This is a genomic window from Bacillus vallismortis, from assembly GCF_040784915.1.
In the GTDB taxonomy this organism is placed as follows: Bacteria; Bacillota; Bacilli; order Bacillales; family Bacillaceae; genus Bacillus; species Bacillus subtilis_G.
On sequence record NZ_CP160797.1, the window covers coordinates 3,885,295 to 3,907,369 of the forward strand.

General features: G+C 45.6%; 22 protein-coding genes and 2 other annotated features. Of the genes, 4 read left to right on the forward strand and 18 right to left on the reverse strand.

Annotated features, from left to right (window positions below; genetic code table 11):
* Positions 1 to 3: 3 nt before the first annotated feature.
* Complete coding sequence (locus tag ABZM97_RS19440) at positions 4 to 1,380, reverse strand: YncE family protein (RefSeq protein WP_087992745.1); 1,377 nt, start codon at positions 1,378 to 1,380, stop codon at positions 4 to 6.
* A 39-nt stretch (positions 1,381 to 1,419) separates the two neighbouring features.
* Complete coding sequence (locus ABZM97_RS19445; RefSeq protein ID WP_087992746.1) at positions 1,420 to 2,781, reverse strand: YncE family protein; 1,362 nt, start codon at positions 2,779 to 2,781, stop codon at positions 1,420 to 1,422.
* 227 nt (positions 2,782 to 3,008) lie between these two features.
* On the opposite strand from ABZM97_RS19445, the gene ABZM97_RS19450 reads away from it, so the two are divergent.
* Positions 3,009 to 4,154 (forward strand): aspartate phosphatase, encoded by a 1,146-nt coding sequence (locus ABZM97_RS19450; RefSeq protein WP_087992747.1) that lies wholly within the window; start codon positions 3,009 to 3,011, stop codon positions 4,152 to 4,154.
* 145 nt (positions 4,155 to 4,299) lie between these two features.
* Here the strand turns inward: ABZM97_RS19450 and speB are convergent, their stop codons facing one another.
* Both speB and speE read right to left on the reverse strand, forming a co-directional pair.
* A complete protein-coding gene (speB, locus tag ABZM97_RS19455) occupies positions 4,300 to 5,172 on the reverse strand; it encodes an agmatinase (RefSeq protein WP_202327904.1) in 873 nt (290 codons plus the stop codon).
* A 60-nt stretch (positions 5,173 to 5,232) separates the two neighbouring features.
* Positions 5,233 to 6,063 (reverse strand): spermidine synthase, encoded by an 831-nt coding sequence (gene speE / locus ABZM97_RS19460; RefSeq protein WP_003222027.1) that lies wholly within the window; start codon positions 6,061 to 6,063, stop codon positions 5,233 to 5,235.
* A 201-nt stretch (positions 6,064 to 6,264) separates the two neighbouring features.
* Here speE and ABZM97_RS19465 point away from each other — a divergent pair, with 201 nt between their 5' ends.
* Positions 6,265 to 8,340 (forward strand): transglycosylase domain-containing protein, encoded by a 2,076-nt coding sequence (locus ABZM97_RS19465; protein ID WP_202327903.1) that lies wholly within the window; start codon positions 6,265 to 6,267, stop codon positions 8,338 to 8,340.
* 27 nt (positions 8,341 to 8,367) lie between these two features.
* On the opposite strand, the gene ABZM97_RS19470 is transcribed toward ABZM97_RS19465, so the two are convergent.
* The 3 genes from ABZM97_RS19470 to ABZM97_RS19480 form a co-directional block, all read right to left on the reverse strand.
* Positions 8,368 to 8,802 carry a hypothetical protein gene (locus ABZM97_RS19470; protein ID WP_087992750.1) on the reverse strand — a complete coding sequence of 145 codons (435 nt, stop codon included), beginning with the start codon at positions 8,800 to 8,802 and terminating at the stop codon, positions 8,368 to 8,370.
* A 138-nt stretch (positions 8,803 to 8,940) separates the two neighbouring features.
* Positions 8,941 to 9,459 (reverse strand): YwhD family protein, encoded by a 519-nt coding sequence (locus ABZM97_RS19475; RefSeq protein WP_087992751.1) that lies wholly within the window; start codon positions 9,457 to 9,459, stop codon positions 8,941 to 8,943.
* Positions 9,460 to 9,471: 12 nt separating this feature from the next.
* The gene (locus ABZM97_RS19480) at positions 9,472 to 10,131 is read right to left on the reverse strand and encodes a site-2 protease family protein (protein WP_087992752.1); all 660 of its coding nucleotides are present in this window, start codon (positions 10,129 to 10,131) and stop codon (positions 9,472 to 9,474) included.
* 108 nt (positions 10,132 to 10,239) lie between these two features.
* On the opposite strand from ABZM97_RS19480, the gene ABZM97_RS19485 reads away from it, so the two are divergent.
* Complete coding sequence (locus ABZM97_RS19485; RefSeq protein ID WP_003222038.1) at positions 10,240 to 10,428, forward strand: 2-hydroxymuconate tautomerase; 189 nt, start codon at positions 10,240 to 10,242, stop codon at positions 10,426 to 10,428.
* A 42-nt stretch (positions 10,429 to 10,470) separates the two neighbouring features.
* Here the strand turns inward: ABZM97_RS19485 and ABZM97_RS19490 are convergent, their stop codons facing one another.
* From ABZM97_RS19490 to ABZM97_RS19525, 8 genes are all read right to left on the reverse strand, one after another.
* On the reverse strand, positions 10,471 to 10,890 hold the full coding sequence (locus ABZM97_RS19490; RefSeq protein ID WP_087992753.1) for a MarR family transcriptional regulator: 420 nt from the start codon (positions 10,888 to 10,890) through the stop codon (positions 10,471 to 10,473).
* A 119-nt stretch (positions 10,891 to 11,009) separates the two neighbouring features.
* Positions 11,010 to 12,926 carry a threonine--tRNA ligase gene (gene thrS / locus ABZM97_RS19495; RefSeq protein ID WP_087992754.1) on the reverse strand — a complete coding sequence of 639 codons (1,917 nt, stop codon included), beginning with the start codon at positions 12,924 to 12,926 and terminating at the stop codon, positions 11,010 to 11,012.
* Positions 12,927 to 12,979: 53 nt separating this feature from the next.
* Positions 12,980 to 13,201: a binding site (T-box leader), on the reverse strand.
* Between the two features lie 31 nt (positions 13,202 to 13,232).
* Positions 13,233 to 13,457: a binding site (T-box leader), on the reverse strand.
* A gap of 81 nt (positions 13,458 to 13,538) precedes the next feature.
* A complete protein-coding gene (locus ABZM97_RS19500) occupies positions 13,539 to 13,694 on the reverse strand; it encodes a hypothetical protein (protein ID WP_141113418.1) in 156 nt (51 codons plus the stop codon).
* 79 nt (positions 13,695 to 13,773) lie between these two features.
* A complete protein-coding gene (locus ABZM97_RS19505) occupies positions 13,774 to 15,174 on the reverse strand; it encodes an MFS transporter (RefSeq protein ID WP_253268650.1) in 1,401 nt (466 codons plus the stop codon).
* On the reverse strand, positions 15,171 to 15,644 hold the full coding sequence (locus tag ABZM97_RS19510) for an Rrf2 family transcriptional regulator (protein WP_087992756.1): 474 nt from the start codon (positions 15,642 to 15,644) through the stop codon (positions 15,171 to 15,173). The genes ABZM97_RS19505 and ABZM97_RS19510 overlap by 4 nt, the downstream gene beginning before the upstream one ends.
* A 111-nt stretch (positions 15,645 to 15,755) precedes the next feature.
* Positions 15,756 to 16,256, reverse strand: coding sequence for a YwgA family protein (locus ABZM97_RS19515; RefSeq protein ID WP_087992757.1), 501 nt, complete (start codon positions 16,254 to 16,256; stop codon positions 15,756 to 15,758).
* A 35-nt stretch (positions 16,257 to 16,291) separates the two neighbouring features.
* Positions 16,292 to 17,593, reverse strand: coding sequence for an HD domain-containing protein (locus ABZM97_RS19520; protein WP_148963435.1), 1,302 nt, complete (start codon positions 17,591 to 17,593; stop codon positions 16,292 to 16,294).
* 160 nt (positions 17,594 to 17,753) lie between these two features.
* Entirely contained in the window at positions 17,754 to 17,978 is a 225-nt protein-coding gene (locus ABZM97_RS19525; protein WP_087992758.1) for a DUF1450 domain-containing protein, read from the reverse strand.
* A gap of 212 nt (positions 17,979 to 18,190) precedes the next feature.
* On the opposite strand from ABZM97_RS19525, the gene rsfA reads away from it, so the two are divergent.
* Positions 18,191 to 18,970 carry a prespore-specific transcription regulator RsfA gene (gene rsfA / locus ABZM97_RS19530; RefSeq protein WP_333561623.1) on the forward strand — a complete coding sequence of 260 codons (780 nt, stop codon included), beginning with the start codon at positions 18,191 to 18,193 and terminating at the stop codon, positions 18,968 to 18,970.
* A 142-nt stretch (positions 18,971 to 19,112) separates the two neighbouring features.
* On the opposite strand, the gene ABZM97_RS19535 is transcribed toward rsfA, so the two are convergent.
* From ABZM97_RS19535 to cysL, 3 genes are all read right to left on the reverse strand, one after another.
* Entirely contained in the window at positions 19,113 to 20,003 is an 891-nt protein-coding gene (locus tag ABZM97_RS19535) for a carboxylate/amino acid/amine transporter (RefSeq protein WP_367387072.1), read from the reverse strand.
* A 148-nt stretch (positions 20,004 to 20,151) separates the two neighbouring features.
* A complete protein-coding gene (ywfL, locus tag ABZM97_RS19540; RefSeq protein ID WP_087992761.1) occupies positions 20,152 to 20,997 on the reverse strand; it encodes an octanoyl-[GcvH]:protein N-octanoyltransferase in 846 nt (281 codons plus the stop codon).
* A gap of 47 nt (positions 20,998 to 21,044) precedes the next feature.
* Positions 21,045 to 21,944: a cysJI operon transcriptional regulator CysL gene (cysL, locus tag ABZM97_RS19545; RefSeq protein ID WP_087992762.1), complete on the reverse strand. Its 900-nt coding sequence runs from the start codon at positions 21,942 to 21,944 to the stop codon at positions 21,045 to 21,047.
* Positions 21,945 to 22,075: the final 131 nt, after the last annotated feature.

Genomic DNA, 22,075 nt, shown 5'->3' on the forward strand with positions numbered 1-22,075 from the left:
TAGCTACATCGCAATCGCAGACGGACCCGTACCAACCGGAATCACCGTCACGGCTGCATAATCACTCGTGCGGTACACAGTCACAGTATTGTCGTTGGGCTGTGCCGCATAAATATACTGATTGTCCGGCGTTACTGCGAGGTCAAAGGCGCCGGGCACAGAAACACTCGCAATAATTGCGTTTGTGGCTGTATTGACGACAGTGAGATTATGAATGAGAGACGGATCAATATATGGTTCTAGAAAATAAGCTCGTGTATTGTCAAATGAAAATACAATTGTCCTCAAAGTTTCAAATAAACGATTAAAGTCACCTTCTCTGCTCAAGGGTGACAAACTAATCTCCGCTACACCCTTCGGCCATAATTCACCAGTCATCACATACGCAAAGTCTCCGGCATATGGCGTTTCAATTAAACTTGGATATTCAAACTCATTCACGAGGCTGTCAACAAGCTGGCCTGTATTCACATCATATTGATCAATTGACCAGAAAATTGTATTAGCAGTAAAGACAAATTGCCCGTTCGGATCCAGGGCAAAGTCTGCGGCGTCGGGTACTGAAAAAACATCACTGACTGCCTGAAGCGCAAGATCAATCGTATAAATAGAGCCGGCAGCCATCACATATGCCAATTCTCCTGCAGGATCAAATTGAATCTTTCTCGGCCCAGTGCCGACGGTTATCGTATTTGCCACGGTTAATGTTTGATTATCAACTACAGAAATAAGATTGGTATTGCCATGAAGGACATACGTATAGGCTTTATCTTTCGTGACCCCCAGATCAGTTGGCACAGACGTAAAAGGAATAGTTGCAACAACAAGGTTTGCTGCCGCATCAATGACCGAAACTGTGCTGTCCCCTGAATTGGCTGTAAAGACATACGATTGAGAACCTGGCGATGGTGGGAAAACGATTGTCCCGGTCACCGTAAGCGGACTACCGTAGAATGGCGGAACAATGAGAAGATCTTCCACTGTCATTTGACTGAAATCAGGACAGCGGTCAGACTGTGCTGCATAATAAACAATCTGATCAATCTCTTCAGTATGAATCACAGAAACCGACCCATTCCCTTGTCCATATTGATTTCGTACAGGCGACACACTGACAAGAAGCGTAACGGCCCCTTGTATTCTCACAGCATATCGAACACCGATATCTTCTGTTTCCGGTCCAGTCTGGATTAAGCAAGGCTCACTGATACATGATAAATGATCTGTACTCCATGTAACCGCCGCAGCTGCTTCGGCAGAATCAACAGTGAACCCCTCGGGAATGTCAATCGGCACTTGAAACGGCGCTTCTCGGCTGATTTCCTCATCACAAAAACAGAAACAATTTTCCTGTAAAGCAGAAAGATCATTCTTTTTCATGATTTCACGTCCTTTTAGAAATGCACAGCATGCAGTTGATTAAATCGCAATAGCTCCCGGTGAAACCCCAAGAGATATGACAGTCTCCACAGAGTAATCATCCGTGTTGTAAACAGTGATGCTCTGCTCTAAAACATGAGTTGCATACAGAAATTCGCCATTCGGAGTAAACGCATAGTCACTTGCTGATTGCTGAAGATTTCCTATTACGCCTGCTCCATTCGGACTGACAGAATATAAATTGCCAGTGAAGCTGTCATGTAAATACACCTCTGATCCACTCGTAAACATTACATATTGGCCGTCAGGCTCCAGCTCTTGGGTATTGCTGAGCGTAAACGAATTTAAATCAATAACCGTCAGATAATTGAATAAGAATTCTTGTTCTAATACATACGCATACCGCTCCGGAGAATCTGTTTCTATGGATGATACGATAAGCTCTCGTTCAATCGTTCCTATGAGTTCACCGGTGGATAGGTCCACTTTTTGCACTATACCAAAATCAAGAACATAGGCGAATAACCCATTGGGATCAATTGCAACATCATACCCTTCCACAGGAATCGACCTATCCACAGCTAACGTATCAATTCCAATCACATAAATCACAGTACCGGCGAAAACATAAGCAAATTCATGATTAGGGATAAATCTAATCGATCGAGGCGGCTGATCCAGCAAAATAGATGCTGTTACTGTTAATGTGTCATAATCGATGACAGAAATCACATTATTGTTGGGATGTAAGACAAACACAGAGCTTTTATCTGGAGTTATTTCAATACCTGTCGGCCGGTACGGAAGAGCAATCGTCGTCACAACAGTATGAGTGTTTGTATCAATCACAGAAACTGATTGATCACTTGGATTCGCTGTAAACGCATAAACGGGTTCGGGTTCCGATTCCGGTACAAGCACAATCGTTCCCGTCACAGATAAAGGACTGCCGTAAAAGGGCGGAACAACAACAAGGTTCTCGATCGTGATGTCACTGAAATCCGGGCAATCCTCCGGTTCATCAGAGTAATAGACGATTTGGTTGATCTCCGCATTGTGAATGACGGAAACAGCCCCGTCCCCTTGTCCATATTGATTTCGCACAGGCGACACACTGACAAGAAGCGTAACAGTTCCCTGCAGGCGTACTGCAAATTGAACAGCGATTTCATCAGGCTCAGGCCCCTTCTCAATTAAGCAACGTTCACTGACACAAGAAAGGCTGTCTGCATTCCACGTAACATTGGCGACAGCTTCAGCCGGATCAACGATAAACCCCTCAGGCAATTCAATCGGTGCTTGAAACATTGCTTCGCGGCTTGTTTCTCCCTCACAAAAACATAAACATTCTTCTTGTGCGGCTCCTGCTTTTTCTTTAAAGGAAAGCTTGTTTTTTCTCATACCTTCACTTCCTTTTTAGAAATACACTGCTCACGCAGATATAACAGAATATGGAAGGGTGTTGTGTTTGCTTGTACAAATTGCCGAGGATAAAAGCTTCTTTTTGAAATATATCCCCAACATGCGGGGTAACGAAAGAAAAGATTGCGGTTTTTTTGCGCTTCTCATAAGAATGATGATGATAAAATATGACATATATAGAATAATGAAGGGAGGGATTTGCAAACGTGACAGGTGTCATATCTTCTTCTTCCGTCGGAGAAAAGATTAATGAATGGTATATGTACATACGCCGATTCAGCATACCCGATGCAGAGTATTTACGAAGAGAAATCAAACAAGAGCTGGACCAAATGGAAGAAGATCAGGATCTTCATTTGTACTATTCACTGATGGAATTCCGGCACAACCTGATGCTTGAGTACCTTGAACCACTAGAGAAAATGCGGATCGAGGAACAGCCGCGGCTGTCTGATTTGCTGGTTGAGATTGATAAAAAACAGGCTCGTTTGACTGGAGTCCTTGATTATTACTTTAATTTCTTCAGGGGCATGTATGAGCTTGACCAGCGGGAATATCTGTCGGCCATTAAATTTTTCAAAAAGGCCGAAAGCAAGTTGATATTCGTTAAGGATCGAATAGAGAAGGCAGAGTTTTTCTTTAAGATGTCTGAGGTTTACTATTATATGAAACAAACTTATGTATCAATGGATTATGCTAGACAAGCGTATGAAATTTATAATGATCAGACTGCATATGACATAAGGCTTACTCAGTGTCACTCCTTGTTTGGAGCAAATTTCTTGGATCTAAAACAATATGAACATGCGATATCTCATTTTCAAAAAGCTTTCTCGATGGCTGATGCGGAACAGCAGCCTCAATTAATGGGAAGAACTCTATATAATGTTGCGCTTTGTCATAATAACCAAAAAGACTTTCAAAATGCTGTGGATCACTTGGTAAGAGCTATAACTGTATTTGAGAATGCAGAAATCATAAATTCCCTTCCTCAGCCATACTTCTTAATTACACAAATATATTATAATTTAGGTAATGTGTTAAAAGCAGAAGAATATTATAATAGGGGATTGGCTCATTCTCTAAAAGCTGAGGACACTGTTTATCTACACAAGTTCGAATTTTTAAAATCTTTACACTTATCCGGTCCTGATGAAGAACAAATTAATAAATGTTTTCTTTTCCTTGAAAGTAAATTGATGTACGCTGATATGGAAGATTTAGCCCTTGATGCAGCTAAATACTACTATAAATTAGAGGATTTTAAAAAAGCCTCCGCTTATTTTTTGAAAGTTGAAGATATCAGACAGCACATCCAAGGAGGAGTGAATTTGTATGAAATTGAAGTATAAGTTACTAATCGGTTGTTTGACAATAAGTGCTGCTGCATTATTTTGGAGTGGGGTAACATCCATGTTTATACATGACACCGAGATTGCTGAACGAGCCATGATATAAGATAAAAAACCGCCGTCCATCGGCGGTTTTTTCCCTTCGTTATTTCACAAACCCAAGCAGCATTTCACGGATGACTTTACTGGCTGTGTTTGCCGTTTGTTCTGAGTGGTCGTACACCGGTGCGACTTCCACTAAATCAGCGCCCTTCACGTTTACCTCTGAACGCGCGATTTCATGGACGGATGCAAGCAGTTCTTTAGACGTGATGCCGCCGGCGTCAACCGTTCCTGTTCCCGGTGCGTGCGCAGGGTCTAATACGTCAATGTCGATTGTGACATATACCGGACGGCCCGCAAGCTTCGGAAGCACTTCCTTCAGCGGTTCAAGCACTTCAAATTTTGAGATGTGCATGCCGTTTTCTTTCGCCCATTCAAACTCTTCCTTCATGCCGGAACGGATTCCGAAAGAATACACATTTTGCGGTCCGATCAATTCTGCCGCTTTGCGGATCGGCGTGGAGTGAGAAAGCGGTTCTCCCTCATAATCAACGCGAAGATCTGTATGTGCGTCAAAATGGATAATCGCAAGGTCTGGATACTTCTTATACATCGCTTTCATGACAGGCCATGACACGAGGTGCTCCCCGCCCATACCCATTGGGAATTTCCCTTTTTCTAAAATGCTGTCTACATATTCCTCAATCATATCAAGGCTTTTCTGCGGATTTCCGAACGGCAGCGGAATGTCGCCGGCGTCAAAGAAGTTCAGATCAGCCAGATCACGGTCTAAATACGGGCTGTATTCTTCAAGGCCGATTGACACTTCGCGGATTCTGCTCGGGCCAAAGCGTGAGCCCGGGCGATAGCTGACCGTCCAGTCCATCGGCATGCCGTAAAGGATGGCGTCCGCCCCTTCCCACTCGGGGCGGCTCGCGATAAATACTTTTCCTGAATATGCTTCATCAAATCTCATCTATAATACCCTCGCTTTCCTGTAAAAAAGCGCAAGATTCGCTCCTGCGCCATACCCTCATTATTTAATCAGGTCACTCACAAATTTCGGCAGAACAAACGCCGCTTTATGAATATCTTTTGTGTAATATTTCGTATCAATTTCGAAGAAACGGCTGTCTTCGACTGCAAGCGGATCATATTTTTTCGATCCGATTGTAAATGTCCACAAACCGCTTGGATATGTCGGAATGTTCGCTGTATACAGCTTCGTAATCGGGAAAATTTCCTTCACGTCGCGCTGTACATTTGTGATTAATTCCGGCGTAAACCATGGGTTGTCCGTCTGAGCGACGAAAATTCCGTCTTCTTTCAGCGCTTTTGCGATTCCTGCGTAGAATCCTTTTGTAAACAGGTTTACAGCCGGTCCGACAGGTTCAGTTGAATCCACCATGATCACGTCGTATTGATTTTCAGATTTCGCAATGTGCATAAATCCGTCATCCACCTGCACGTCAACGCGCGGATCATCCAGTTTGCCCGCGATAGAAGGAAGGAACTTTTTAGAGTATTCGATAACCTTGCCGTCAATATCAACAAGTGTCGCTTTTTTCACGCTCGGATGCTTCAGGATTTCTCTAATGACGCCGCCGTCACCGCCGCCGACAACAAGAACGTGCTCCGGATTTGGGTGCGTAAATAATGGGACATGCGCCACCATTTCATGATAAACGAATTCGTCTTTTTCAGATGTCATAACCATGCCGTCCAAAAACAGCATGTTGCCGAACTCTTCCGTTTCCACCATTTCTAAATGCTGAAACTCCGTTTGTTCTGTATGTAATGTTTTATTAACCTTCATCGTAATGCCAAAGTTTTTCGTCTGCTTCTCTGTGTACCAAAGTTCGCTCAATTGTCATCTCCCTTTCAAGGCTGTATTCATGTATTGTAAGCGTCTTTTCAGCTTTTATTCCCGGTTGAAATCTCTTTTTCACCTAAGGAAAAAGTATAGAGGATGGCGGGAAAAAAGTAAAGATGCGTCCTGTTCTGCGATGTTTAAAAACGGTCTTTTTTCCTCATAATAGTAGAAACATAAAAAAAGGGGGAACCCATTGTGGATGCAATGACAAATAAACGGCTGAGACTGACGCTGAAAACCGTCCGCGCCTGTATCTTTTTAGGGGCTCTTGCGGCCTTAGCGGCAGCTGCTGTGTTTATGACTGTCATTTTGATAGCCAAATACCAAGGCGCTCCCTCCGTGCAAGTGCCGCAATCCACGATTTTGTATGCGAGTGACGGCTCAAAGCTCGGGGAAACGAATTACGGCGAAAAGCGCTATTGGGTCCCCTTAAAGGACATGAATCCGACAATTGTAAAAGCGACAGTGGCGGTTGAAGACCAGAATTTCTACGATCATCACGGCTTTGATTATAAACGAATGGCCGGTGCGGCGCTAGCTGATCTGAAAGCATTTGCCAAGGTTCAGGGCGCAAGCACCATCACCCAGCAATATGCGAGAAATTTATACCTTGAACACGATAAAACGTGGAAACGAAAATGGAATGAGGCGTTCTACACGATCCGTTTGGAACAGAACTATTCTAAGGAAGAGATTTTAGAAGGCTATTTAAATACGATTTACTACGGCCACGGCGCCTACGGCATTGAAGCCGCTTCCCGCCTGTATTTCGGCAAGCATGCGAAAAACCTGACGGATGCGGAGGCCGCTTTATTGGCGGGGATCCCAAAAGGCCCTTCCGGCTATTCGCCGTATATCAATGAAACGAAGGCCAAGGAGCGCCAGAAAACGATTGTGCGAATGATGGAAAAGCAGCGGATGATCAGCCAGAAAAAAGCGAATGAACTGATCAAAGAACCTCTTTCCTATCAGCCTTTGAATAAACAAGTTTCCAAGAGAAAAGCCCCTTATTTCTATGACAATGCGATGAGAGAAGTGGAGAAAAAGCTCGGCATGACGCGGGAGCAAATTGAAACGAGCGGGTTAAACGTCTATACAACGGTAGATAAACGGATGCAGCGCATCGCCGAGGAGACCATTACCGAAACAGTTAACGCCGGCTCTGACATTCAAGTCGGGTTTTCAGCCATTGATCCCCGCACAGGAAGTGTTCTCGCCCTTGTCGGCGGCAGGGATTATCAAAAAAGCCCGTTTGACCGGACGACACAGGCGAAACGCCAGCCTGCTTCGACGATTAAGCCATTGCTGTACTACAAAGCGATTCAGAGCGGATTTACGCCAGTCACCTTAATGAAAAGCGAAGAAACCGAGTTTCAAATTGATGCACAGGGAGAAACGTATTCTCCAAGCAACTATAACGGATACTATGCCAACAAGCCGATTACGCTTCTGCAGGCGCTGGCGCTTTCCGACAACATTTACGCTGTGAAAACACATCTCTTTCTCGGCATGAACAAGCTCGTACAGGCGGCAAATGAGTTCGGCATCACTGCTCATTTTCAAAAACTGCCGTCCCTGGCACTCGGCACCGAACCCGTGCGCCCGATTGAGATGGTCAACGCCTATGCCATGCTCGCAAATGGCGGGAAGCAAATCGAACCGACTTTTATTTCGAGGGTCACGGACGCGGCGGGACATGTGCTATACGAAAACCCGAATCAGCATAAACAGGTGCTTGATGAAAAAGCCGCTTTTGTCACGGCAAGTATGATGACAGGCATGTTTGATACGGATTTAAACGGCTATACGTCGGTAACCGGACGGACGATCGCCAACCGCCTGACAAGAACGTATGCGGGAAAATCAGGAACCACCAGCGCAGACAGCTGGATGATCGGCTTTAATCCACAGCTGGCCGCAGGTGTTTGGACGGGCTATGACAAAAACAGCACCATCGACTCGGTCGAAGAAAAAAGCTATGCCAAAACGATTTGGGCTGACTTCATGGAGGATGCGCTCAAAGGAGAACCGGAAACTGCTTTCAAACCGCCAAAAGGCGTAACCGGCGTGTACATTGATCCGGCAACAGGCTACACGTCCGGCCCCGGCTGCGCAGCCAAGCACTACACGTATTTTGTGAAAGGCACTGAACCGTCGAACGTGTGTTATGGGGCAAAACCCGCAAAACCAACAAAAGACCGGCTTCCAGCCAAAGAAAACCCCGCTTCCCCTAAAAAGTGGTGGGACAAATGGCTAGGGCGGAATCATTAAAAATAACCCGGCTCCTCGGAGGCCGGGTTATTCGTATGGTTCGTCTATAATCCATGGAAGCAGCGTAACGCAATCGAGTTGAATAATTGGTTTTGGAAACCCCTTAGGAATGTAAATTTTGTGTTGGGGCACTGAAAATGAAACATGCCACGACAAATCAATCCTTTCCGGGTTCAATTCTTGATTTCCTTCTACAATACGGCCAACGATAAAATAACTGGCTATATAAAAGTGCAAATGATCTTTAATCCCATGATAACTAATATCCGGGCATTTCGACGGAATAAGACCAAAACCTTCTAAGACACGAGATTTTCTGACCGGCAATTCATTCACTGCTTCATAGTAGTTTAGACAGTTACCGCATCCACACATATCCTCTAGTTCTTTCTCATATTGCTTTCTCGTTTCTTCCACGTCGGCTTTAATCACCCAATCACCGACTCGAATGGTTTCGTACATCCTATCACCCTAAAAATGAAAAACCCCAAGTCTTGGTTCGGCTCGGGATTTTCCATGTCCTATTTCTGTATCACCAGTTTACTCAAAGTTTACGGAAAATAGTACAAATTTTCTAAAAGTTCACAGAACGTTCACAAACTAATGGTCTTCCGGAAGCAGGCCTGTTTTTAATTCATCTGGTGACCGGTCCCATAGGCCCTGATCATGATTTTTCAGAAACTCGCCGAGCACACGCTTCGAGCTGTCGTCCATTTTATCAATGATAATGTTCCGTTTCATGGATTTATCCATCAGATTCACATGCTCAGGCAGCGATTTGTAGCCTCTTCTGATGCTTCTGTCGACCGTCAGTTCACAGGCTGTCACACCAGCGTAATAAGGCCCCTCTTCTCTTCTGTCAATCGTCACCCAGACAAGCCAGTATGGTTTGCCGTTCGGAACTTCTTCTTTGTTCGGCAGAAATTTAATTCCTTTTTCAACGGTGCTGCGGGCGTGCATAGCACCGATGTCAACGAACGCTTCTTTTTCCTCTACATCGACGAATACGGGGGAAATGTTATCTAAGCTGAGTGCCCCTACGCCAAAACCGCCGTGTCCGTCTGTCGGATCACTTTTAATAATATTAAACCCGATTGATTTTTTCTTTTTTTCTTCCATAAGTTCTACCTCCTACAAAAGCGGTTGAAATATCGCTGAAAACAGCTCTAAAATCTGATCTCTTCCGGCATTGAGCATCGGCCAAAGCACGTAAGATCCGAGCGGTGTCACAAACAGAACCAAAAAGACAATAAAGCCGTAGCTCTCCGCCTGCGTCATCTTGGCACGAACCCCCGGCGGGACGAGATCTTCAATGATTCGATAGCCATCGAGCGGCGGCAGCGGCAGCAGATTAAATAAAAACAAGACAAGATTCAGCTGAATCCAAATGGAAAAGAACTGATCAAGTCCCGTGCTGAATGCCGCAAGCTGCTCCATTCCGTATGCATGCATCAACACTAACAAAAAGAAACCGATAAACGCAAGAATCAGGTTACTGACGGGTCCGGCAATAGATACGAGCACGCCGGCAAGCCGAGGTTTCTTAAAGAAGCGGCGATTGACAGGAATAGGGCGCGCCCATCCGAAGCCGGCCACCAGAATCAAAATGGTTCCGAACGGATCAAGGTGTTTAATAGGATTCAGTGTCAGTCTTCCTTGTCTTTTCGCCGTATCGTCACCGAATTTGTATGCGACATAAGCATGGGCAAGCTCGTGTATCGTAAACGACACAATTAACGTGATGACGAGGTATGGCATTAAAGATAACGGATAATATAAAAAACGGTCCAAGTGAGATATCCCTCTTTCTAAAAATGCAAGAATTTACTTTATTCAGTATACTATAAGAAGCCTCTTTTTCTAAAGAGAGGAAACGAGATAAAGGAGGATTCAGCACCCATGCCATACGTAACCGTCAAAATGCTCGAAGGCCGTACAGACGAGCAAAAACGCAATCTTGTCGAGAAAGTAACAGAAGCGGTAAAGGAAACAACCGGTGCTTCTGAAGAAAAAATTGTTGTGTTTATAGAAGAAATGAGAAAAGACCATTATGCCGTCGCAGGCAAACGTCTGAGCGATATGGAATAATCTCTATAAAGCCGGCGCTTCGCGCACCGGCTTTTTCTATCCCTATTGGGTCAGCTTCGCAACAATCGCTAAGAACGTCTTTTTCTCTTCGGCTGTTACACGTTCAAACATGCCGTCAATCAGCTGCTGGCGGTTTTCAATCATTTGCTCAGCCGCTCCCCGGCCCGACTCGGAAAGCGTAATCCATACAGTGCGGCGGTCATTTTTATTTCTCGATCTCTCAATAAAACCCTCCTGCTCTAAATGATTGAGGGCGGTGGTTGTCGCAGAGGGAGACAGTGTGACCTCTTTTAGTATATCCTTTATGGTGCAGCTCCCATGTCTGTATATGATCCGCAGAATAAATCCTCTTATATTATTTACGTGTTTCGGAACGGTAGCTTCATCTATTTGCTTCGTGGTTTTCAAGTATTTTGTAAGTGCGTGATCCAGCAAATTTGCTTCCAGTTTGTCATGGTCCATGTCAATTTCCCCATTTCGAGATGCATTCATAACATACGAACGATATGATTTACTTATTATTTTACTGATTCCGGATAGGGAAAGTCAAAAAAGCAAAATGAGAATCCGCAGCTTTTCTCCTACATGCCTCGATTTTTCACCTGTTTGACAAGTTTATCTTTAAAAGTTTGAAAAGGAACGTGTTTATTCTCTTGATGCCCGAATTGGCGGACGTTTACCGCATCCTGCTGCTCTTCATGATCTCCTAGCACAAGCACGTATGGGATTTTCTGTACCTGCGACTCTCTGATTTTGTATCCAAGCTTCTCATTGCGCTCATCAATGCCGACTCTTATCCCCACCTGTTTCAGCTCTGCCTGCACCTTTCTGCAATAGTCCAAGTGAACGTGTGAAACCGGTATGATTTGAACCTGAATCGGTGCGAGCCAGACTGGGAACGCCCCGCCGAAATGCTCGATCAAAATACCAAAGAAACGGTCGATCGAGCCGAATACCGCTCTGTGTATGACAACAGGACGAACCTTTTCATTGTGTTCATTGATATATGTTAAATCGAATTTTTCCGGCATTTGAAAATCAAGCTGAATTGTCGCACATTGGTGGCTTCGTTTCAGGGCATCTTTTATGTGAAAATCAATTTTCGGTCCATAAAACGCCCCATCGCCTTCATTCACCTCATAAGGCAGGCCGAGTTCCTCAAGGACATGTGCTAAGGCGCGTTCCGATGCTTCCCAAAGGCTATCATCGCCCAATGAATCCTCCGGGCGAGTCGAAAGCTCAACCGAATACTCAAAACCAAATGTACGATATACCTCGTCAATCAGCCCAATCGCTTCTTTGATCTCGCTCTCAATCTGATCCTCCCGAACGAAGATATGCGCGTCATCCTGACAGAACGTCCGGACGCGAAGCATTCCATTTAAAGCGCCGCTGTATTCATGGCGATGGACCTGGCCGAACTCCGCCATACGAATCGGCAGATCACGATACGAATACAGGTTGTTTTTAAATATGAGCATATGTCCAGGACAATTCATCGGCTTCATTGCGAATCTTGTCTCATCCACTTCTGAAAAATACATATTGTCGCGATAATGATCCCAGTGGCCTGACTGCTCCCATAACCGCTGATTCATCATAAACGGCGTACGCACCTCATCATAGCCGGCATTTGTTTGCAGCTCACGCGAGAAGCGTTCCAGTTCATTGCGGACAATCTGCCCTTTCGGCAAATAAAACGGCATCCCCGGCGCTTCTTCAGAAAACATAAACAGCTCTAACTGTTTGCCAAGCTTGCGGTGGTCACGTTTTGCCGCTTCTTCCAGCATATGCAGATGCGCATCCAAATCTTTTTTCTTGTGAAACGCAACCCCGTACACCCGCTGCAGGACTTCATTTTCATTGTCTCCGCGCCAATAAGCGCCCGATACTCTTGTCAGTTTGAACGCCTTGATCATCCCTGTAGAAGGAAGGTGCGGCCCCCGGCACAGGTCAACGAATTCTCCCTGCTGATACAGCGTGATATCCTCTCCGCGCGGAATATCCTTCAAAATCTCCAGCTTAAACGGCTCACCTTTTTTGGCAAACAGTTCTTCAGCCTCTTCGTAAGAAACCTCAATTCTTTTCATTTCAAGGTTTTCATTTATAATGTTCTTCATTTCTTTTTCGATGGCTTCTAAGTCATCCGATGTCAAACTGTGCTCCAGCTTCATGTCATAGTAGAAGCCGTCTTCTATCACAGGCCCCACCCCCAATGACACTTCGCCATACAGCCGTTTCACCGCTTGGGCCAGCACGTGCGCTGATGTGTGGCGGAGCACTTGCAAGCCTTCTTGTGAATCAAGTGTGACAATCGAAAGCTCAGCATCCTCCTCCAGCTTGAAGCCGAGATCAACGAGCTTGCCGTTGACCTGACCCGCAGCCGCCTTCTTTTGCAGACTGGAACTGATAGAACCAGCCGCTTCTTTGATTGTAATGCCTTTCGGATATTCCTTGATCTGTCCGTCTGGATGCTGAATGTGTACATGTTTACTCATTTTTAAACACTCCTTCATTATTGTTGTATATAAAAAAACACACCCATCCCTCTGAAAGGGACGAGTGTGTGATTAACCCGTGGTTCCACCCAAATTCCCGACAAACGCTATGTTGTCGGCTTGGTGCTGTAACGCAGCATAGACGGCATTGGATACTTTCGTTCCCCAATGCTGCTCCAAGGCGGTAAATGATCATCCTAAGCTGGGAAGCTCTCACCTTTCCTTCCCTCTCTGAAAACCGTAACGACCATTCATGTCCTTTTCTTCGCATGTATTCAATTCATAAAAAAACACACCCATCCCTATAAAAGGGACGAGTGTGTGATTAACCCGTGGTTCCACCCAAATTCCCGACAAACGCTATTTGTTTGTCGGCTTGGTGCTGTAACGCAGCATAGACGGCATTGGATACTTTCGTTCCCCAATGCTGCTCCAAGGCGGTAAATGACAGCCCTAAGCTGGGAAGCTCTCACCTTTCCTTCCCTCTCTGAAAACCGTAACGATCATTCATGTCCTTTTCTTCGCATGTATTCAATTCATATAAAAAAACACATTCATCCCTATAAAAGGGACGAATGTGTTTATCATCCGTGGTTCCACCCAAATTCCCGATCAACACACATGGTGTATCGGCTTTAAGGTGCTGTAACGCAGCATGACGGTATCAGATACTTGATTTCTCCGATACGGCTCAAAGGCGGTAAGCTGCTTTCCCTGCGTTAGGAAGATCTCAGCTGTTCTTCCCTCTCTGGAAACCGTAAAAAGCATCTCATGTCCTTATCAGTGCCTGTCGTTTCAATAATTTTTTATATCTTACTATATATTCCCACAAAACGCAATCAGTGATTTACATTTTTTCTGACGCGGCAGTGCCGTTATGGACAGCCAGAAACAGCCATACAAGCAATGCGGCGAGGCTGTACGCCGCTCCCATCATCAAAAACGTAAATCCGGCGCCTGCATACCAAGTGGCGGACAGATGAATAATCACCCCGGATACCGCTACGCCGACCAAGGCTCCGATTTGCCGGTTGGCATTCAAGGCCGCGCCGGCGATATTCGCATGCTTTTGTCCGGCAGCCTGCATGATCACAGTTGTCATGGCAGGAACTGTAATGCCGGTGCCAAGGTTCATGACAGACATCAAAACCGCCAGCTGCCAATAAGGAAAATCCGGAGAAACAAGCATAAACAACAGCAATGCAACGATACAGCCGACCGCCATTGATACAAACATAAGCTGTCCTGCTTCAAACCGATTCACCAGACGGGCAAACAACAGATTGCCAATCACGAAGACCGCCATCATCGGCAGCAGCTCAACTCCAGCCATAAAGGAGCTTGCGCCTCTTGCCTCCTGCAAAAAAAGGCTCAGCATAAACATGCCGCCGAAAAGAGCAAAATTCAGCAAAAACCCGACGAATTGAGCAGCTGAGAATCGGCTGTTTTTATATAAGGACGCCGGCAGAATCGATGTTTCCGCAGAGATTTCCCGCAGCAAAAACAGCACAAATGCCAAAACCGCCGCCGCGAATGCACCAAGAATCACAGGCGAGCGCCAGCCAGCTGAAGGCCCCTGTATCAATGCAAAGGAGAGAAATCCGAGAGCCGCCACTCCAAGCAGATGCCCTGTAATATTTACGCAGCTGCTTTTTCCCGGCACGCGGCCGAGTATTCGATAAGCTGAAATGAGCGCAACAGCCCCTAACGGCACATTGATCAGAAAAATACTCTGCCAGCCTGCCGCCTGTACCAGCACACCGCCGATAAAGGGCCCAAGGCCAGAAGCGGCGGAAACAAGAGCGGCCCACAATCCAAACATTCTCGCCCGCACACGCTCATCAGGGTAAGAAGCAGCCAAAAGGCTGAGTGAGCTCGGCATAAACAAAGCCGCGCCAATTCCCTGTATGAGGCGTCCGGCAATCAACATCTGGCCATTAATGGATACAGCGCATAGACTAGAGGCCAAGACAAAAACGGCCAAGCCGAGTATATATATCGCCTTCGAGCCGAAACGGTCAGCCAAGGCTCCGCCCGCCAGCAGAAGCGAAGCAAAAGTAAGGATGTACCCGTCCACAACCCACGTCACACCTGAAAGTGACATCGAAAGAGCGCTTTTCATATCAGCCATCGCCACATTCACAACGGTTACATCAAGAGTAGCCATGAGAAAACCGAGAGCGAGCACGATCAGTACAGATATGCCAGTTGATGATTCTGACTTTTGTAAAGATCCGCTGTTTTTCATTGCAATTGCCCTTTCATTTGCTTGTTTACCCAATCATCTATTTTTTCAAGATCGTACAATTCCCCGACTCTGTCCATAACCTGCTGCAAGGATTCTTCTCTCATGAGATTGGCCCATTTATCCTCGATTTCCCCCATGACTGTCTCCAGCACACAGCTGCTTTCACCCTCGAATACGGATTGCAGCAAGCCTTTCCCCTGATAGATCGAACCTCTGCCTTCAACCGCTTGATAAACATCATAGAGCGTAATGTCTGTCAAAGGCTTCGTAAGGGTAAAACCGCCCTTCGTCCCCGGTATGGATTCTGCCAAACCGGCCTGAACCAATGTCCTCATCAACTTCTTCAAATAAGACGGAGACACGCGCAAACGCTGGCTGATTGCCTCTGACGTTAAAGAAGACTGTACGGGCAGCCTTGACAGTAACAGCAGCACAGAAACCGCCTGCTCCATCCCTGATTTCATTTTCATCCAATTCACTCCCGATAAATTATAGATAACCAATATCCACAATAGATTCCTTAGCAGCTTTTGTCAATAAAAAAAGCAAAAGAAACGGATCATTTCTTTTGCTTTGTATGGTTAACAAATCTGCTTCAATTCCTCTATGTATTGAAGCGCTTCGTCATATTCTTCATTTGTATATTTTTGCTTGCTTTTGATTGTAAAGACTTTTTCTTTCTTTTCCTCGGCCTCAAGCCCGTCAAAGTAAAGGATCGTGGAAACCAGCTCTAAAAACCGCGATGAACGGCTGTTCACACTGTCGATATAGCCCTTAATGTCTGGCATATCCAGATCAGCATGGTCTAAAAATGCGGAGCCTGTCTCAGTCAGCGAATAACGGTATTGAAAGTAGCCGCCCTTTTTTTCCTTCACCTCATGCAGAAATCCAAGGTTGCAAAGCTCTTCAATCTGGAGCGTCAGTTCCTCTGAATAAGGTCCGTAAAAGTGAAAATCATATTTCTCATAGAAAGGAAACTGCATTTTTTTTGCGATATAAATCATTTTCTGCATCTTCTTCCGCCCGATGATTTCTCCAGAATCCGAGAACACCTTCATCAGTTTTGCATGTTCTTTCAACAAATTCCCGACATCTCCTTTTTCCTTCTTTCCAATTTCTATGTCAGTCCCAGCAGCTGCCGGATTTTCATTTTCGCTTCCGGGTGTTCAGAGCCGTCACAAATCAGGTCCTTCGGATAGTACAGCTTGTGGTCCGTCCGCCGTTTTCCGGAGATGGATTCCACAATAGCCGACTGTCTGGACAGCTCTTTAATTTGGCCGTTTTGCGTCAAGAGATGGATCGGCAGACGCTCCTCTTCCTCTCCAGGACGGTAAAAATCGTATGGAAGATCGGAAGAAGAATCAACGACCAAATAATAGCTCGGATCGATTCCCGCCTCTTTGAACAATGAAGTCAGCTCAAAATAAGCCGACATTTCTTCATTCGGATTGAATTCAACGTATTGGAACAGCTGGCGGTTAATGAATCTGCGGCACAAATCGGATAAAATCGCGTCTTCTTCATCCTCCCAGGCCTGGAAGTAATACAAAATAATAGATTCATCCAGCTTCACATAATCCTCCAGTGTCAATTTACCTTCAAAAATAGAATAGAAATGAACCGGGGCGTGAGTGAAGACATAGCCTTCATCGTGCAGCTGCTTCGCCCTGTGAAGAATCTTCGTTAAAATAACCTCTGCGCTTCTTGTCACAGGATGGAAATACACCTGCCAGTACATTTGGTAGCGGCTCATGATATAGTCTTCGACAGCGTGCATCCCGCTTTCTTTAATGACGATCTGATCCTCGCGCGGGCGCATCACCCGAAGAATCCGCTCCATATCAAAATGGCCGTAGCTGACGCCCGTATAATAAGCGTCGCGCTGCAGGTAATCCATGCGGTCTGCGTCAATCTGACTCGAAATCAGGCTGACCACTTGCTTGTTTTTATATGTTTTGGCAATGACTTCAGCAACATCCTGCGGGAAACGCGGGCTCACCTTTCGGAGCACCTGATTGACCTCTGTGTCTCCCAAAATGATATCTCTTGTAAAATCTTCGTGGTCAAGGTGAAAGACTTTTTCAAATGAATGCGAGAATGGTCCGTGCCCGAGATCATGAAGCAGCGCCGCGGCCAAACAGAGTTCGCGCTCACTGTCATCCCATTCATGGCGGCCTTTAAAGACGTCATCAACCATTCTCCTGACAATTTCATAGACACCGAGAGAATGGTTGAACCGGCTGTGCTCAGCGCCATGGAACGTCAAATACGTCGTGCCGAGCTGCTTAATTCTGCGGAGACGCTGAAATTCGCGGGTTCCGATCAAATCCCATATCAGCTTGTCCCGAACATGAACATAGCGGTGCACCGGATCTTTAAACACTTTTTCTTCTGATAATTTTCCATTTGGATACGCCATCGTCATTCCCTCTTTTTTTTAGCCGTGTTTCTATTATATCGACTCTATTCTTTGAAAACATCCTTGAATTTGCCCGGCGATTTGTTCCATCTTCACGAAAAACAGATCTTGTGAAGCAAAAAAGCCTGACCTGAGGGCCGAGGCTATGAAAAATATGTTTTTACTTTTTTATTTTCTTTTGTACTTTGTCAATCAGCTCATCCTCTGTCGGAGCTGACAGCGGGCGATTGTTCACAAAAGCAAATGATTTTTTGCGTCCGGGCCCGCAATAAGATTGGCACCCTACCTCAACCTTTGCGTCCGGGTCCACTTCTTTTAAACGCGGCAGCAATGTTTTGATATTAGTGGCTTGGCAATCATCACACACTCGAAATTCATTAGCCATGATGTACGCTTCCCTTCATTTCTATGTTCATCTATGTGAATAAACCTAAAATCGCTTTTCAAAAAATCACATCACACTTCATTTTACAAGGATTCGACTGTTCCTGCAAGCTGCTCCAACCTTCGTATCTTCTATTCTTTCAGCCAATTTGTATAAATATTTTCCAAACTGGACATTCTAATACCATGAAAAGAAAATGGGAGTTGAGATAAATGACAAAACAGCGACAAGACGCTTGGTCAAAAGAAGATGATCTGCTTTTAGCCGAAACAGTGCTTCGGCATGTGAGGGAGGGCAGCACTCAGCTGAACGCCTTTGAAGAAGTCGGAGATCAATTAAACCGGACCTCTGCAGCCTGCGGATTCAGATGGAACGCGGTCGTCCGCCATCAATATGAAAAAGCGCTTCAGCTTGCGAAAAAACAGCGAAAACAGCGGATGAGAGCGCTCGGAAACGGGCAGCCTGCGAAAAAAAGGCTATTATATCAGCCTCCCGCGGTTGATCCTGAAATCATTCAAGAAACCGATGCAGAGGAGACGGTTAAAACAGACGCGCCATCAGCCGAAAATGAGCAGCAGCCTTTAATGTCAGGCGAACACATGCCTTTTGTCGATGAAAGCTTTAAGGAAGAGTTAGCTAGTCTATCACACTTATTGTCTCCTCAAACGCCTGCAGCTGCGCCTGAGATGACGATGAATGATGTGATCCGCTTCCTGCAGAATTATGAAGGAAATAACGAGCAGTCATCGGCATTAAGAATGGAAAATGAACGTTTAAAGAAAGAAAATCAGGAATTGCAAAGCAAAACGGAACAGCTTGAGGCAGAAGTTCAAAAGCTTGAAAAAGATCAAAAAACGATCCAAGAAGATTACGAAACCTTAGTAAAAATTATGAATAGAGCCAGAAAACTAGTTTTATTTGAAGAAGATGAACATGCATCTCCATCCTTCAAAATGGACCGGAACGGCAATTTAGAAAAAATGGCAGAATAAGTTGGAAAAATCCCAAAACAGCAGCTGGTTTGGGATTTTCGCCATGTGTAAAATCTCCTTTTCCACTGAGAAATGAGGATTTAATCATTTTGCAGCCGGCTCCGCTATTCTTGTAAAATGAGGCTAAGCTTATGTGAATCTATTAAGACATGTGAACTGCCTCGGCCGTTTTTTGTTTTCGAGGCGAAGCGGAGATGACCAGAAGCCCGAGCATCATAAGGGCAATGCCGAACCAAGAGGAGAGTGAAAGCATTTCCCCTATGACAAACACGCCCAGCAATGAGGCCGTCAGCGGTTCAGCTAAAGACAGCGTGACCGCCGCCGAGGCCGGAACCCCGGTAAGGCCTTTCACAAACAAAAAGTATGCGGCGCACGTTGCAATTAACCCGATGTAAAGGCTCGTTCCCAGTCCTCTCGGGGTCAGTATCCACGAGATATCCGACTGCCATAAAAGCGGCGTCAGCAAGATGGCGCTGATCATAAAAACAACGGCGGAAGTTGCTAGCGGAGGCTGGTTTTTCACCATCGCTTTACTGATGAGCGTATAGCCAGCAAAAGAAGCACCCGCTCCAAGGGCCATAAGAACACCAGCCACATCAATCCGAACATTGGAACCGTCGGAAAACAGAAGCCAGCAGCCTGATAAGGCTAGCACGGTCGCGATCCACCAGACGTTTCGCGGGCGTTTTTTCAAAATGGCCCACTCTAGGCTTCCGGCAATGATAGGCGCACTGCCGATCGCAATCACAGTCCCTACAGCAATTCCCGTTTCTTTAACGGCAGTAAAAAACAGCGGCTGGTAACACGCCATACAAACCGCTGCTGATAACACGAGCGGCCATGACCAATTTTTCACGTGAAGCTCCCGGCTGATCCAAACCGCAAGCAGCATGGCACTTCCTCCTATTAATAATCGGAATGCTCCGAATGCCAGCGGTGTGGAGCTTTCTGGAGCCATCGCCTGAACGGTTCCCGTGGTTCCCCAGAAAAAAGCCGCAATCAGTACAAACAGGCTGTAAACATTCCCTTTCATCTGCCCTCTCCCCTTTGTATATGGATGCTGATCTCATTTTATCGTTTTTCTTTTGTTCATGGTTATCTGCATGTAAGAATGATTTATCTGAAAACAAGATGAAATAAAAAATGCATGCCAGCCGATACGGCTGGCATGCGAAGAACATTCACCCAAATACCTTTGCATTCCGCTCAGTCATCCGAACGAGGTTTTTCTCAAATTCCATTTCCTCATCAACGGACAGTCCGGCTGAGTAAAGGTGTGTGCTTAACGCTTTTAATTCCGTCAGTAAAGCGAACATTAAGTCTTGTACGGAGATGTCTGTTTGCAGAAGCTCGCTTAAGGACGCCATCGTTTCCGGACATATCTCCGGATAAACGCCTTTTTTATCATTTCGTTTGTCCTTCAGCGCCGCTTGGTAGAACCTTCTGATCAAATCGGCTCTTTGACTGCCGCTTTTATCCGCGCAAAGATAAATCTGAACAGCGACTCCGCCGCGAACGCGTCTTTGAGAGATGCCGGCGAATTTTTTTCCATTTATGCTGAGGTCATAGCTGCCGGGGCAATATGATCCTTCAATTTCATAGGCTTCGATATTTGCGTTGTATGGGTTTAGCATCCGTCTCATCAACTCAACCATCGCTTCATATCCTTTGTCTATATCGATGCCTTTCTTTTCGTCCTCGAATATGAGAGAGATATTTAAAACGCCTTCGTCCAAAACGACTGCCAGACCGCCGGAATTGCGTACGATCACACGGTACCCTTCGTTCTCCAGCAGAGCGATGCCATCCTGCAAAAACGGCAGACGCGTATCCTGTATTCCAAGGACAATCGTATTATGGTGCACCCATGAGCGCGCTGTCGCCGGCGACACGCCTTTTCCGACGGACATGCACAGCGTATCATCTATTGCGAAGGACTGCTTCGCATCAAATAAAGGGCCGAGACTGGATTGGTCAATGATTCTCCATGTCGGCTGCATCAGTAAATCAATCGGTTGGTTTGCCATCTATGTAAAACCCTTTCATTTTAGGCTTATGAACGAAAACTATTATATCATTTCAGCCGCTGTGATTGATAATTGCTTTTCAGCATCGTAATAAAAATTTCCTTATTTTTCGTATTCTCCATGAGAGGAGAATGAATATAAGACAACTTGCGCTTTAATGAGAGATCCTTCATATGGAGAATGGAAATTTCACGGTGGATCAAATCCTTATGCAGCACGCTTCTGGATAAAACCGACAGACCCATGCCGCTGATCACCGCTTCTTTTACCCCTTGATTGCTGCTGATGGTGAACATCGACTTCGGCCGCAGTCCGTTTGAGCTGAGCACATGATCGAGATATTCTCTTGTCCCGGAGCCTTTCTCTCTTGTCACCCATGCTTCGTTTTGCAAATCGCTGATTGAAATATCTCTCCGTCCGGCCAACGGGTGCTGATTCGGCGCGGCAATGCACATTTCATCCTCCATGAACGGTTCAATTTCCAGTTCATTCTCGTTTGTATGTCCTTCAATCAGTCCGATATCAGCCTGAAGCATCCGCACACGTTCGCTGACCTCCTCTGTATTGCCAATCATGACATCGAGGTTCAGCTCTGGATACAACTTTTGCAGCTGGGCCAGAAGCGGCGGAAGAATATACTCTCCGATCGTAAAGCTGGCAGCTATTTTCAATTCGCCTTTCACGTAATGGTGATGCGCATAGATTTCGGCCTTGGCTTGCTCGTAGAGAAATACCATTTGCTTTGCTCTTTGATACAAAATGTCTCCTGTCGGCGTTGTCGTAAAGTGTTTTGGCGACCGGTTCAGGAGGGCCGTTTGAAATTCTTTCTCAAGATTTTTGATATGCAGGCTGACGCTGGGCTGGGAGATCATCAGCTTTTCCGCCGCTTTCGTGAAGTTTTTTTCTTCTACTACCGCTATAAACGTTTTTAGTACGTCGTAATACAAAAACCCCACCCCTGTCATTAATAAAATATATAGTTATGATCAGTTTTCTTTATTGTACTCATATCATCTGACTTGGTAAAGAAGGCTATGCGAAGGCGCAAAAAAAGCAGCCCTCCGGAAGAGAGCTGCCA